At 57.3% G+C, this 12966-nt stretch carries 9 protein-coding genes; 6 read left to right on the plus strand and 3 right to left on the minus strand.

Going from position 1 to position 12966, the window contains the following annotated elements:
• The first annotated feature begins 36 nt into the window (after nucleotides 1–36).
• From CIT25_RS30335 to CIT25_RS30345, 3 genes are all read left to right on the plus strand, one after another.
• Nucleotides 37–1284: an alkaline phosphatase family protein gene (locus CIT25_RS30335; RefSeq protein ID WP_095488808.1), complete on the plus strand. Its 1248-nt coding sequence runs from the start codon at nucleotides 37–39 to the stop codon at nucleotides 1282–1284.
• A complete protein-coding gene (locus CIT25_RS30340) occupies nucleotides 1281–2573 on the plus strand; it encodes a class-III pyridoxal-phosphate-dependent aminotransferase (RefSeq protein WP_245330069.1) in 1293 nt (430 codons plus the stop codon). The genes CIT25_RS30335 and CIT25_RS30340 overlap by 4 nt, the downstream gene beginning before the upstream one ends.
• A 148-nt stretch (nucleotides 2574–2721) precedes the next feature.
• Nucleotides 2722–3429, plus strand: a complete 708-nt coding sequence (locus CIT25_RS30345; protein WP_095488810.1) for an IS6 family transposase — start codon at nucleotides 2722–2724, stop codon at nucleotides 3427–3429.
• On the opposite strand, the gene CIT25_RS30350 is transcribed toward CIT25_RS30345, so the two are convergent.
• The 3 genes from CIT25_RS30350 to CIT25_RS37265 form a co-directional block, all read right to left on the minus strand.
• Nucleotides 3426–5186, minus strand: coding sequence for a DEAD/DEAH box-containing ATP-dependent helicase (locus CIT25_RS30350; protein ID WP_095488811.1), 1761 nt, complete (start codon nucleotides 5184–5186; stop codon nucleotides 3426–3428). The two genes, CIT25_RS30345 and CIT25_RS30350, sit on opposite strands and share 4 nt — an antisense overlap.
• A gap of 719 nt (nucleotides 5187–5905) precedes the next feature.
• Nucleotides 5906–6424, minus strand: a complete 519-nt coding sequence (locus CIT25_RS30355; protein WP_245330070.1) for an integrase domain-containing protein — start codon at nucleotides 6422–6424, stop codon at nucleotides 5906–5908.
• 481 nt (nucleotides 6425–6905) lie between these two features.
• A complete protein-coding gene (locus CIT25_RS37265) occupies nucleotides 6906–7829 on the minus strand; it encodes an HNH endonuclease (RefSeq protein WP_206073020.1) in 924 nt (307 codons plus the stop codon).
• Nucleotides 7830–8699: 870 nt separating this feature from the next.
• On the opposite strand from CIT25_RS37265, the gene CIT25_RS30370 reads away from it, so the two are divergent.
• The 3 genes from CIT25_RS30370 to CIT25_RS30380 are packed head-to-tail and all read left to right on the plus strand — an operon-like array spanning nucleotide 8700 to nucleotide 12750.
• On the plus strand, nucleotides 8700–9545 hold the full coding sequence (locus CIT25_RS30370) for a hypothetical protein (RefSeq protein WP_158302694.1): 846 nt from the start codon (nucleotides 8700–8702) through the stop codon (nucleotides 9543–9545).
• Entirely contained in the window at nucleotides 9542–10861 is a 1320-nt protein-coding gene (locus CIT25_RS30375; protein WP_095488814.1) for a ParB N-terminal domain-containing protein, read from the plus strand. Before CIT25_RS30370 ends, CIT25_RS30375 begins: the two co-directional genes overlap by 4 nt.
• Nucleotides 10858–12750 carry a DEAD/DEAH box helicase gene (locus tag CIT25_RS30380; protein WP_095488815.1) on the plus strand — a complete coding sequence of 631 codons (1893 nt, stop codon included), beginning with the start codon at nucleotides 10858–10860 and terminating at the stop codon, nucleotides 12748–12750. The genes CIT25_RS30375 and CIT25_RS30380 overlap by 4 nt, the downstream gene beginning before the upstream one ends.
• The last annotated feature ends 216 nt before the right edge of the window (nucleotides 12751–12966 follow it).

Here is a 12966-nt window from a genome sequence, read left to right on the forward strand (position 1 = left end):
GCCTGCGACAATTCTGTTCACCAATGGAGCCAAATCATGCAGCAAAAACGAAAGCTGATCGTGATTCTTATCGACGGCATGAGTGCCGACTACTTTGAAACGCAAGCTCAGCGACTGCCGTATTTGAGCGGCCTGGCGCAGAGCGGAACGCTGGTTCGGCGGATGTCCTGCCCGGTGCCGGGCACCTCCTTACCGGGGCGAACCAGCATGATCACGGGAAAACCCTCACAGGAGCACGGGATCTTCGGAAACCACATCTTCGACGGCACGAATTTCCGCGCCGCAAGGCCGGACGATGTGCTGGCGCCGACCATTGCCCGCCGCGCCCGCGAGGCGGGTTTGAAGGTTGCCTGCATCGGCCATGCAATGGTGGACCCAGACGACACCGACATTTACGAGGCGCCATGGTGGTTGCGCGACTTTATGGAAGGATGCCGGTTCGTTAAGGTCCTCAATCCGGACTGGGTTTCCCGTCTTCTCGTTCCGCGCGGAAGGGATGGGCACCTCGTGACCATGCCGGTCAGCAATGGGGGGATCGCTGAAGACGAGCCGGGATTGCAGCATCTGCTTGGGATGGCCTGCGACCAGCAGATCATGCGGGACGTTGCCGATCTTGCCTGCTCCGACACGCCGCCGGATCTCATTCTCACCGAGATCGAGATGCCGGATGTAATTCAGCATTACTTCGGCTACGAGAGTGAGGCTTCGCATTGGTCGCTGGCGATGGCCGATTTTCTGGTCGGCGAGTTGCACCAGCGGCTCGAACGCGCCGGAAGGCTGGACGAATATGTCATCGCCGTGGCGAGCGACCACGGTCATAGCCCGATCGAGACTGCGATTTTCACCGATATCGCCCTGCCCGGCGTGCTTTGCGAACCCGAAGGCGCAACCCTGCACGTCGTGGTCCAGAACGAAGCGCACCGCGACAAGATTACCTCCCGCTTGAAGGAGTTTGGCGCCGAATACATCGGTAACGACCATGTTCCAGCGGCGGTGAGGTCCTCAATAGCCGCCTATGCGGCACCGCACCGCCACAGCTTCGAAATCTCGCGGAGCCGCAATGATGGCGGAAGTCCTTTGGGCCGGCCCCGCTATATTTCCTCGCACGGACTGTGCCCCGGCACCCCTGCCGACGATCGGTTCGCCATCTTCTATGGCGCCGGCATCTGCCAGAGGTTGGTCGAATCCGCGGTCGCGGAGGATTTCTATCCGGCTCTAACTTACATTTTAGGGTTGCCGGCGGACAAGAGAGACCGCGAAGCCATGGGATCTTCCATAATATGAGCTTGCCTGCTGAAGATCACATGTTCGATTATGGAATATTCAAGTTCTCTTCGAAGGAAGAGGTTCTCGAAAAGTCGAGCCGATATTGGAATCCTGGGAAAACTCGCTTCTGGCGTGATGCCGGTATCGATCTCGTTATCGATAAGCGCGAAGGCTATGAAATTTTTGACATGGATGGCCGCCGGCTGATCGATCTCCATATCAATGGAGGTACCTTCAACTTCGGCCATCGGAATCCTGAGATTATCGAAACGCTAAAGTCTGCGCTCGATCACTTCGATATCGGAAATCACTGGTTTCCTTCGATGCCACGAGCGGCGCTGGCTGAGGCGTTGGTGAAGGTCAGTCCGGGTTTCGACTATGCCTTCTTCTCGCCAGGCGGCGCAGAGGCGATCGACGTTGCTATTAAATCGGCACGCTACGCCACCAGGCGTCGCAAGATCGTCTCGATAATCAAGGGCTATCACGGCCACTCCGGCCTATCGGTGGCAACCGGTGACGCGCGGTTCTCAAAGATATTTCTATCGGATCGTCCGGACGAGTTTATGCAGGTCCCGTTCAACGATCTGGAGGCGATGGAGCAGGCACTGTCTTCAAGCGACGTCGCTGCTGTGATCATCGAGACTATTCCTGCGACGTACGGATTTCCGATGCCCAATGACGGCTACAATCGCGCGGTGAAGGAACTCTGCAAACGCCATGGAGCACTCTATATTGCCGATGAGGTGCAGACTGGCCTTATGCGTACCGGGCAGATGTGGGGGTGGCAAACCTTTGGCGTCCAGCCCGACATTTTTGTAAGTGCAAAGGGTCTCAGCGGTGGCGTTTATCCCTTCGCGGTAACAATGCTGACCAAACGCTCCGGTGCATGGATGGAAGAGGACGGTGCGGCACATATATCGACAACGGGCGGTTCGGAGGTCGGCTGCATCGTTGCGCTGAAGGTTCTCGAGATCCTTGCCCGAACGAACGTTCTGGCCAACGTTAACTTCCTGACGCATTTTTTTGCCGACGCGTTCGCCGAAATGATCCAGACCCATGGGGATGTCATTTGCGGGCTACGACAAAAGGGCGTGGTCATGGGAGTGGAATTCAACCATCCCGACGGCGCGGTTCACGCTTCGAAAGCCCTCTACGAACATGGCATCTGGGCGATCTTCTCGTCGCTCGACACGCGGATCCTTCAATTTAAGCCGGGCGTCCTCATGACCAAGACATTGGCGAAGGAGGTAGCCCATCGGTTCAATGCCGCTTTACCGCGCATTCGCGAATTGATCGCCCACCCGTGAATTAATTCGCCTTACTGGCTCCACCGGGATCCGGTGTCAGGGGGAGCATGAGGAACTGTGTGGGCGGTTATGCGGCGAGAGCTGTTTCGTCGGTCATGTCAGAGGAAACTAGGTTGAAGCGTGCAGGGTGGGCTTCTAGCGTCGAAGGATGACCAAACCCAGCCCGTTCCGTTACTTCAAGACGTCACCCGAGATCATCCGATTGGCGGTGATGCTGTACGTCCGCTTTCCTCTCTCGCTGCGCAATGTCGAGGATCTGCTGCACGAGCGCGGCATCGATGTCAGCCATGAGACAATCCGGTTCTGGTGGAACCGGTTTGGCCCGATGTTCGCGGCTGAAATCCGCCGGAAGCGAGCGCAACGGATGCGGGCCTGGCCGCAATGGCAGTGGCATCTGGACGAGGTGTTCGTGAAGATCAACGGCGAGACCCATTACCTTTGGCGGGCCGTGGATCACGAAGGGGAGATACTCGAAGCCTTTGTTTCAAAGAGGCGGGATCGCAGGGCAGCACTGAAATTCCTCAAGAAATCAATGAAACGAAATGGTTCTCCGAAGACCATCGTGACGGACAAGCTAAGGTCCTACGGCGCGGCCCTGAAGGAAATTGGAACTGCCGATCGCCAGCAAACCGGGCGCTGGATGAACAATCGAGCGGAGAATTCACACCTGCCATTCCGACGACGAGAACGAGCCATGCAGCGCTTCCGGCAGATGCGATGTTTGCAGAAATTCGCCGCAGTCCATTCGTCCGTCCAAAACCACTTTAACCAGGAACGCCATCTCTACACTCGCGACAATTTCAAGCTTAAACGGGCCGCCGCTCTCGCCGAGTGGCGCAGCCTCGGCTCGGCCTAGACTTCACAAATTCTTGGCGAACTGCGACTGGTTCGAATTGGTCTGACAGCACCCCGGATAGGATTGGTGAACTTTCGGAGCGCCGTCTGGATTTGCAGGCTCTCGCCTATCGCACGCAGCTCGTCCTCGGATAAAGTGCGGTCGCCTATCCATTCCGCAATACGGCCAGATCGCGTGGTTCGGCCCAATGTACGTCGACCAAAGCGCGCCCGGGCCTGGCTGCGCAGATTTCGCATATAGGCTGCCGCAGTTGCCGCCATGCGCGGACGAGGTGCCTGGGTCTGGACATCTTCGTCCTCGTCGCCGTCTTGCTCGTCATTGTCGTCGTCGGGCGTATTGAGCCCGTCGATAAATGCCGCCAGGCCTTCGAGAAATTTTCGGTCCTGATTGACCTGAGTATTGAGGCGCCGCCGCAACGCGGTGTCGGTTTCTTCCCTCATGCTGGAGAGGAGACCTTCAACGTCAGAGGAAACGCTCACCAGTTCCAGTAAGGCGCGAGGAAGCGAAATGGTAGGCGTTTCCGCGACGACGGCCTCTCTAAGCCTCCGCCCGAGGCGCGCGGTTTCCGAGTTTCCATTCTTTTCAAGGAGGTCGGCTGCACCGCCTAAATCCTCCCAGTAGTCGCCGGCCTGCCAGCTTACAAAATCCTCATACCAAGCTGTTTGCTTGTTGAGCACGTCAGGAAGGACATAGGATTCACCTTCCTTCATGATGAAAGGTCCGCCGCCGTCAGAAGCTTTGAGGATGCGAAACCTGTTTCGCGCCAGGCCTTGCCGAAAGCTTGACCATGTCGCGATCTTCTGGTCGGGCGCAGCAATGTTTTCGCGCGCGAAGGCCTCCTTGAGATACTGCTTGAGCAGGTCCGTGGGAGTGAACATCAGCCAACTGTGAGAGTGATCCACGGCATTGTCGGCACTGCTGTTGTCGGTCAAGCGCCGTTCATCGTCATCAAGATAGACACGATCGACCTTCTGTCCCAAACGCCGGATCAAGGTCGTGGTTTTGCCCGTGCCGGGCGGTCCTATAATCAGCAACTGACTGTTGAGGGGCAACCGGAAAATCTCGTCCTGATAGCGATCCAGGATCGGTTGGTCACGCAGGCCCATCTTCGTGATGACACTGCGCCGGATGCCTTCAATGATGTTGGTTGCTTGCTCATCGATAGCCAAAATACTGTCGAGGATGGAGCTATCTTCCCCGACGGCAATATGCACGGCGAGTGCATCGAGCATGGAGATGACGGTAATGGGCCCGTAGAATTCGCCCTCCAGAATGGAGTTACGCGAGTCCCACTGGCCCTGGCGCTCATGAGGATGAAGGATCGCCTTCTCGATGATCTCGACAGACTGAACGCCACCAGGGGTTCGGATATCGAAATCGTCGCCCACATCCAAGGACGCCAGCCGGCCCATCAACGAATTGCGTCCAGCGAAGCGTTTGTCTCCGCCGGGGCTTCCTGAAGCCGTTCCACGGCAAATGTAATAGATGACGATCTTTCCATCGTCCTGACGTGCTACCACCCTGGCGATGGCCGGTTCTTTGGCGAGCAGTTCGAGAGCACGGCGGTTTGCGCTGTCGACGTTGCCCAGGGCCCTGACGGCTTCGCCTGACGTAAAGGTGTTCACGCTGGCGAGCGCCGTCGGGCCGGTGGAGTATGGCTCGCCAAGCGCCGAACGTGCGTCCTTGGAAATTCTCTCGAAAACGTCGAGGCTTTCGCTCGAAACCCGTTCGATCTGATCCTGGTAGTTCGTGACCATTCCCATCTCCCTGCCGATTGTTCTTATTCTTGGATTGGGCTGCTATGTGCAACCAAATACGGAAGCGAGAACCATAAAATATAATATGGAAAGCTGCGCCCAGTGCCGCCTAACCTTTGCAGGCGTCATTGCTGGCTAAATGTAGTGCCGAAACGATAGCGGTTTCGACCCCACGCCCGGTATCGCGGTCAAGATTTCCCCGATGTCGTCGGCAAATCGCAGAGTGTCCGGCTAACCGTCGCTGAAAAGGCGCGCATTGAAGTTCAGCTTCGTCAGAGCGAGAACATCAGCCAGCCACCTGATGGAGCCGCGTGTCACCAAAAACAATGAGCACCTTCAAGGGCGTTGGAACCTCTCAAAATGCGTTGCGATGGTCGATCTCAAGCGCTAGGCCCCGCAAAACTGCACGCCCGCCTTCGCGAAAAAGCTTGAGGTCATTCGGCTTGGTAATCTGGATGCCGGAAATAGTTGTTCCCGCCGGAACCGCGCTGCGGAAGCCCTCACTCTCCGCACCATTGAACCGCGGCCGTGGATAAAAATCTCCTGCGGCGGCTTGCCGTGCCCACTGATGTAGCTGTCAGCGCAGCGGCTGACGATCTCCGCAGCTTTTCCTTAGAGAGGTGAAACTCCCCGAGGCGATCAGACCCGAATGCGCCACAGCACCCTTGAACACAATACCTTCGCCGGTATGCAGGAAAATCTGCGCCCCGCAGCAAGCCTCATTGTTGTCGGCGGGGTTGTTCTTTCTCTTGAATACGAGGCCGATGTAGCAGACGCCGTCGCGGATAGGCGTGGCGGAATCCGTTGTTTGCGGAGACCGCCTTGAGTGTCTGGTACTCGAACCGCTTGAGGTGTTCGACATAACTCATTTGCGCGGGAATCAGGGACCCGCCACCGGGGACAAGGCGCATGATGGGTTCAAGGACATGCCACTGTTCCAGCGTGGTGACGGGCACGGTCCGTGCCCGGCCCCCTTTCGTCCAGCTTACCTGCAAGGCGATATGATCGGCACGAATGGCCGCCTGCGGCTGCAACATCATGGCCTCTTTGCGCCGCAGGCCAAACGCCACTTGGAGGAGAACCGACGCCTTGATATGAGGGGCACTCGATCGTGCCAAGCTTGGCCTGGTTGAGGGTCTGGGGCACGGTTGCGCGTGACTTCGCCACGTTCGGCGACGCCGTACGCGGCATTGTCGCGGTTGACGACATTGACCTTGTTGACCTTCTCCGCCCACCATCGCAGCCAGGTGAGGCGGTTGCGGATACTGGCATCCGAGGTATCGGAATCGAGCCACTTTCTACAAGCGCCTCGACATGCTTGGGTTTGAGGGAACCGGCGGACGGCAGCTTGTAGCCGAGGTCCGCGAGGTCGTTGGCCATTTGCGGCCAAGCCGCGCCGACGGTGTTTTGAGTGCCGTAAGAGCCGTCCCGGTTGCGTTGGCACATCGGCCTCGCCCAACTTGGCCGTTCTGGTGATGGCGGTGTCGATAGCGCGGTCAACGAACACCTCTCGGCCCGGATCGCGTTGACGTGCGGACCGAGCGGCCAAGCGACATGCTGAAAAGTAACACTCTGGGCGCCCCCTTCTCTGCCTCGGATTCGCGCCGACTTCACCCGGTTATCGAGCGGCAGCCGATGCCGGTGCTCGCCTTAGCCATAGTCCTGCACAACTGCCACGTGATAGTCTTTGAGCCGTCGGGCAAAGGATGAACGTTCAGCTTATTTCCCTTCCACTACATCCCTGAGTTCTTCGACCGTGAGCATGGGTTTGCGGTGTAGCATCTGGTGACAGTTTGAGCAGACCGCACGAAGGTCGCTCAATCGCGTCTTTTCGCCGGGCCGTATTTCTGCCACGGGCTTCGTATGGTGGCATTCGATGAAGCCAATGCCGCGCTCCTTATAAGTTCTCTCGAAATCAAAGCCGCAAACCGTGCATGCGAATGAAGTCAGGCTCGCCTTGAAAGCGGCGACCAGTTGCGGCTTCCGTTCAATGGCCCAATGAAGCCTGAGCCTGCGCGCGCCTTCTTCTTCGGAACGCTCACCCTCTCTTCCACTAGCATCTGCTCCTAGCTTCGTGATCGCCCTGAACTGCTCTTCGGACAAGTTGTACGAAGTTACCATCCTTTGCCGGCCGGGCTCGAAAATGTTTGGCGGTATTGGTAGCGACTCCCGGAATACGACAATCCGATCTTTTGGGACCGCCCAACGAAAGTACACAAAATCGCTTCGGATGGAGTTCTCTATCTGGGTAAGTGTTTGGTTCATGTATCGATGGGCAACCTGATTGATTTTGGCGAGTTCGAAAACATCAACCGCCATCTGCTCCACCGCTGAGGCTGACGGAGCGGCGGGTTTATCAAGTAATATGGCTCCGTCGTAATAGCCTGCCGCTCGCCAGCCGCCAGCATCGAAGGTCGCTAGGACAAGGCCAAATCTCTGGCCCTCATATTTCTTGGCAGGAAGCGCTACCGTGTAGCCGAGGACCTGTCCATCGATCGCGAAATCAATATTGAAATTCCAGTCCTCGTGCCCGAACCCGTGTTCATGAACGAAGCTGCCGACCCCCTTCTGGCTCAATCTGCCGCGTGACGGGCGAACCCAGCCTTCTGAATTGGGTGCGATCCTGTGTAGCTTGTATTCCAAATTATCCCTCCAAAATGGTAGTTGCTGCGATTAGCCTAAGATGAACCATCTCAGTGCCCTCAGCCTCCGCATTGGCGCAGGGTCGTCGCGGAGTCGGTGCATATGGGCAGCTTAGAACCGCCTCGCATTCTGCAATCTCCGCTTAACCGAGAAACCACCCGTTGTAAGCCTGCCATCTCAAAAATGGTGAGCTTCTGAACGCGTAAACGTTGAGTCCAGAACCACATCGCATTCTGTTATAGACTTGAAATAATTACATTATTTGAAGAGTAAGATTGACTTGGCAAGCAGGGTATAGTATCTGACGTTCCATGAGTTCAGTTGCCGCCTTCAGATCAAATCTGTCGCTTGGCAGTTAACTGTAAGAAGGCAGTCGTTTCGACCAGGATTGGCATCTAATTTGAGAATATTGAAGTTCGGATTCTCGAATTAGATGCAATCGTATTTGCTGAAAGGCCGTGAATCCATTGAATCCCATGATCCGTCTTCGAGAAGTACTAGGCCGATAAGGTGTTGACGTTGATTCTCAAATTAAATGCCAATGGCCGGGCTCGATCATTAAATTAAGTGCACATTCTCAAATTAGGTGTATAGCTAACATACTGAAATCGTTGACAAGCCACTCTCATCATTAACTGCAAAGCGACAGTGCTGCGGCCCGCGCTTAGTGCTCTCTCCCGCATCGGTTCAGAGTGTACCCGTTTTCAATGAGAGAGGCGGGCGCGAAAGCCAGAACTCCTGACAAATAATAGCCGCGAACATCGTTTTGTTGAGGCCGACTCTTTGCAGTCCGTCCCTCACATCATTATAACGCTTGAACACATCGCGTCGGCCGGCGCGTTAAATACCGGCGATATGGGGGGGTGATTAATGGCTGGTGAAGAAGCTGCACCATGTCGTCATCGGGGGGCGCCACCGGAGGAGGTGGTTAATCGCGTTGCCGAAATCGTCAGCGGCATCGCCGATGACCCGCAATACCTTTATCAGCGAGGACTTTCGGCGGACGAGTTTAGATTGGCCCTTCCTGCCGCGATCGAGAAGCTTCGCGGCAGCACGGCCGCCAGCAATGCCGATCGGCGTGACTTTCTGGGTATGATTTTCGATCATATGTTGGCTGTGGGCGCGATAGCCAGTGTGGTTCGCCCAGTCTACGGGAAGGATACGATTTACCAACTGGCCGTGCCTGAAATTGGTAACGTAGCCATCATACAGAAGGGGTGTCCCGATGGCGCTCACAGCAGCGTTGCATGGTCTGTTCCCTCATGGGCTGTCGAGACCTACCTTTGGTGGTTGTGCCCGAGTCTGGCCTCGGAACCCGGAGAACATGTTTTCAAAGGGGTCAACCGACTCCGCCGTCGCTTTTTCTCGGATGCACCAGATACGCTTGATGGCATCATCTTCCACAATGACCTCTGCGGGTCAGACCTTCGACCGTGCCCAAAGATGGGCCGGGCGGTGGAGATTGGCGGAAACCGCATTCCTCCTCCGTGTATCTGGATCATGCCGGAGCGGGGCCAAGGACCTGCCTTCAACTGGGACGGTCGCCGCCAGCGGCGATTCCCGGCAGTTCTGCTCTCGGCGTTCAATGTCGATGCAGGCAATGCAAGTGTTTTGACCGGGTACATCGGGTTTCACCAAGGCGTCCGCGGCATCAGGACCACAGTCGCCTCCCGGTTTGGTCCGGGACGGTTGACGACCTTCAGGAGCTCAAAATGATGAACCCTGTGTTAGACCAGGAACGAGTCCAACACCTTGTCGCGCGCCAGAGCTCGTCGAAACGACGCGCGCTGCTGGCCGCGTGGTCGCGGCCAGATCGCGAACTGCCGCTGGTGGACCTAGAGGTGACGTGGGTGCGGCTCTCCACTCTGAACCACCGGACTAAGGCTGAGCAGATGCGAGAGATTGAGACGAAGGGGCGCCCAGACCTGTTTTCGGCGGACCCGATGGGGTCGGAAGCACAAGCGGCGCAGCTTCGTATCCTGAAATCTCAGCCGGGCTTCGATGATCTCAAGGCTGATCTGAGAGAACGTGGTCAGCAGGAGCCGGCCGTAGCTACTGCGGAGGGCGTTCTTGTAAACGGCAACCGTAGGTCCGCTGCGCTTCGTAGCCTCTATTTAGACGATCAGCATGCGCCTTCTCGATATGTCCGCTGCCTCGTCCTTCCGGCCGATGCGACCATGGATGAACTCGTCGATCTCGAGACTGAGCTGCAGATCGCACGTGACTTCCGCGAAGACTATTCGTGGGTCAATGAAGCGCTCTTGATCGAGGAACTGTTCAACCGCGAAGCCCAGAACTGGGATCGAGTCGCGGCGAGGATGCACAAGGATGTACCCAAGGTTCGGGCGCAGTATGAAAAGCTGCAGCAGCTGCATCAGCTGGTGGCACTGTCAGACGGCACTCGCCACCACGCCGACTTTGATGAGAACGAGTCGGCTTTTGAGGAACTCACTAGGCACATCCGAACTAAGCCTAAGGCTGAGGCCAATTCCGTTCGGGGCGCCTACTTCCTTGGCACGCTGACCGGGGTCAACTACCGCGATCTTCGCCACCTTCAGCGGCCGGATGCCGCCGCACTAGTCAGGCAGGAATTGGAATCGGATCCGACAATCGCACCGCTGCTTTGTGCCATCAGGCATAATGTGCCCAACAATGGCGGCGATGTTCTCGATGACGCCCTCGGTGATGCAGCACAGGAAGAGGACCTTTCCGATATCCTCGCCTTCTTCGCGCGCAAGCGCAGCGAAGAGATAGTGACTCTCGCAGATGGCAAGAACGCTGTCGTATCCGATCTAATTGCTTCCGTAGGGGCTGCCGTCGCCGTCGCGGCACAGGAAGCCGATGAGGATTCTAAGGACGCAAAGGCGCTCGTGGCTCCATTGAGCCGTCTTGCCGCCGCCAAGGAGCAGGTTGGCCGCGCAGCTGCTGCGCTTGAACGGGCGCGTAGCTTTGACGGATGGAATGAAGCCGACTTCCAAACCAAGGTGGCCGCGCTCAAGGCCGAAGTGAGCAAGCTCGAGGCACGCGGATGATCCGTGCCGAGCTCTATCGGCAGGACCGTCCGACGGTCGTCGTCGATCGCTTGGACGATACGAATCCTGGTGCCTGGGCCCGGCTGCAGGAAGCCTTTGCACGCGGCATCCTCACTGGATCGGCACGGCAGTCAGTGGTGCACCCGGATGTGTTCATGGCGGAACTCGATGTCCTGCGCGACATTCGGGCAGTGTTTGCAGAGCGGGTTGAGCTAGGACCGACCCTCACATCACAGTTGCGATTAATGGCTGATGATCGCCGTGCCCGTTCCGTGGCGATCGAAGCCGGTGAGGCAAGCGAAACCGAGCTTGAGGCCCTCGCGGCCGAGCTTGAGGCCGCCGGGTTCAAAAGGAATTTGAAGCCCTTTCAACTGAGAAATCTCGCCCGCCTCATGCGTCTGCCGCATGCTGCGGACTTTTCGGTTCCTGGAGCGGGTAAGACGACGGTGGCGCTGGCGGCATTTGCTTTGGGTCGCGCTCGAGGAAGTATCGACCGTCTTATGGTCGTTGCGCCAATCGCCGCCTTCGGAGCCTGGGATGAGGATGCAGTCGCTTGCTTCAAAAAGCCACCGCGCGTTGTAATCTTTGGGGGTCCCGAAACAATTATCCCGCAAGACACGGAGATCCTGCTCTCAAATTACAATCGCGTCGCAAGCGATTATGACATTATCAGAGCCTTCGTAGCGAATGGGGCTGCCAAGGTTGTGCTCGACGAAGCCCATCGCGTGAAGCGCGGCGCTTCGGGGGTGCATGGTCGTGCTGTGTTGGATTTAGCCTATGCGGCTCATCGCCGAGACGTGCTAACTGGTACGCCGGCCCCCCAAGGCGCGCACGATCTAGTGGCTCTGGTGAAGTTCCTATACCCGGGCCAGGATCGCCAGATTCTTCCGAGGTCTGCTTACATCGAAAGGCTGGGGCGCGATCCGAATGTTCTCGGCGAGACTCACGCAGCGATTACGCGGTACTTCGTTCGAACTCCCAAGAGCGAGCTGGAGCTGCCTCCCACAACGTTCGAGGTTATCCGCAGACAAATGGGACCCATTCAAAACGCGATCTATGATGCGCTCGTGGGTCGCTACCGCGCCACTTTTTCGCTTCCCGACCGCGGTCGGCACGAGATGCAGCGCCTTGGCCGCATAGTAATGTACCTGCTCGAGGCCGCGACAAACCCCATGCTGTTAACGGCCGGTTCGGATGAGAGTGATGATCCAGGATTCCTTCACCCGCCGCTCGAGTTGTCGAGCAGCGAGCCGCTCGTCAACCTGCTACAAAGCTACAAAAACTTTGAGACGCCGTGGAAATACCAACAAGTGCTTTCCATTGTAGCGGCAGCAGCCGAACGCGGCGAGAAGGTCCTGATCTGGTCCAACTTCGTGCGCAACCTCAAGGTGTTGGCTCGCATGCTTGCGCAATATCAGCCGGCAATAGTGCATGGAGGGGTTCCCTCCGACGACGGTGCTCCCCCTGGCGACCTAACGCGCGAGAATGAATTTCGGCGGTTCCGACATGATGCCCACTGCGTTGCGCTCCTGGCAAATCCTGCAGCCTGCGGCGAGGGCATCAGCCTCCATCACTGGTGTCACAACGCTGTGTTCCTGGATAGGACGTTCAATGCGGGCCACTTCCTGCAGAGCCAGGATCGCATTCACAGGCTTGGGCTGTCGGCGGATGTAAAAACGCGCTTCACGCTACTCATCAGCTCGAACACCATCGACAATACGGTTGACGGAAGGCTTCACGACAAGGTCAGGGCGCTTTCCCGTTTGATGGATGATCCCGGCCTAGTCCAGATCTCACTACCTTCTCCAGATGAGGGCGAAGGCGGTGCACCTGCGTTCGAGGATGATTGGCAGGCCGTAGCCGCACACGTCGGAACCATAGATGTATGAGTTGCCAAGTCGCGGACGCTGTCATGCTGCCTTCCTGCTGGCCTACAGTGCGCGGCTGAGGCCTTCAGGTGACTTCAACTCTTGGGTGATATCCGCGAGCGGGAAGTCAACCATCATGGCCGCCTCAACTGACGTCCTAGGTGTTTAGTCCCGGCATTTGATGGGTGGGATCGAGTCGGAACCGTTCGGGCTCTTTTGCCCAGATTTTGCAGATGA

The organism is Mesorhizobium mediterraneum, from assembly GCF_002284565.1.
Lineage (GTDB): Bacteria > Pseudomonadota > Alphaproteobacteria > Rhizobiales > Rhizobiaceae > Mesorhizobium > Mesorhizobium mediterraneum.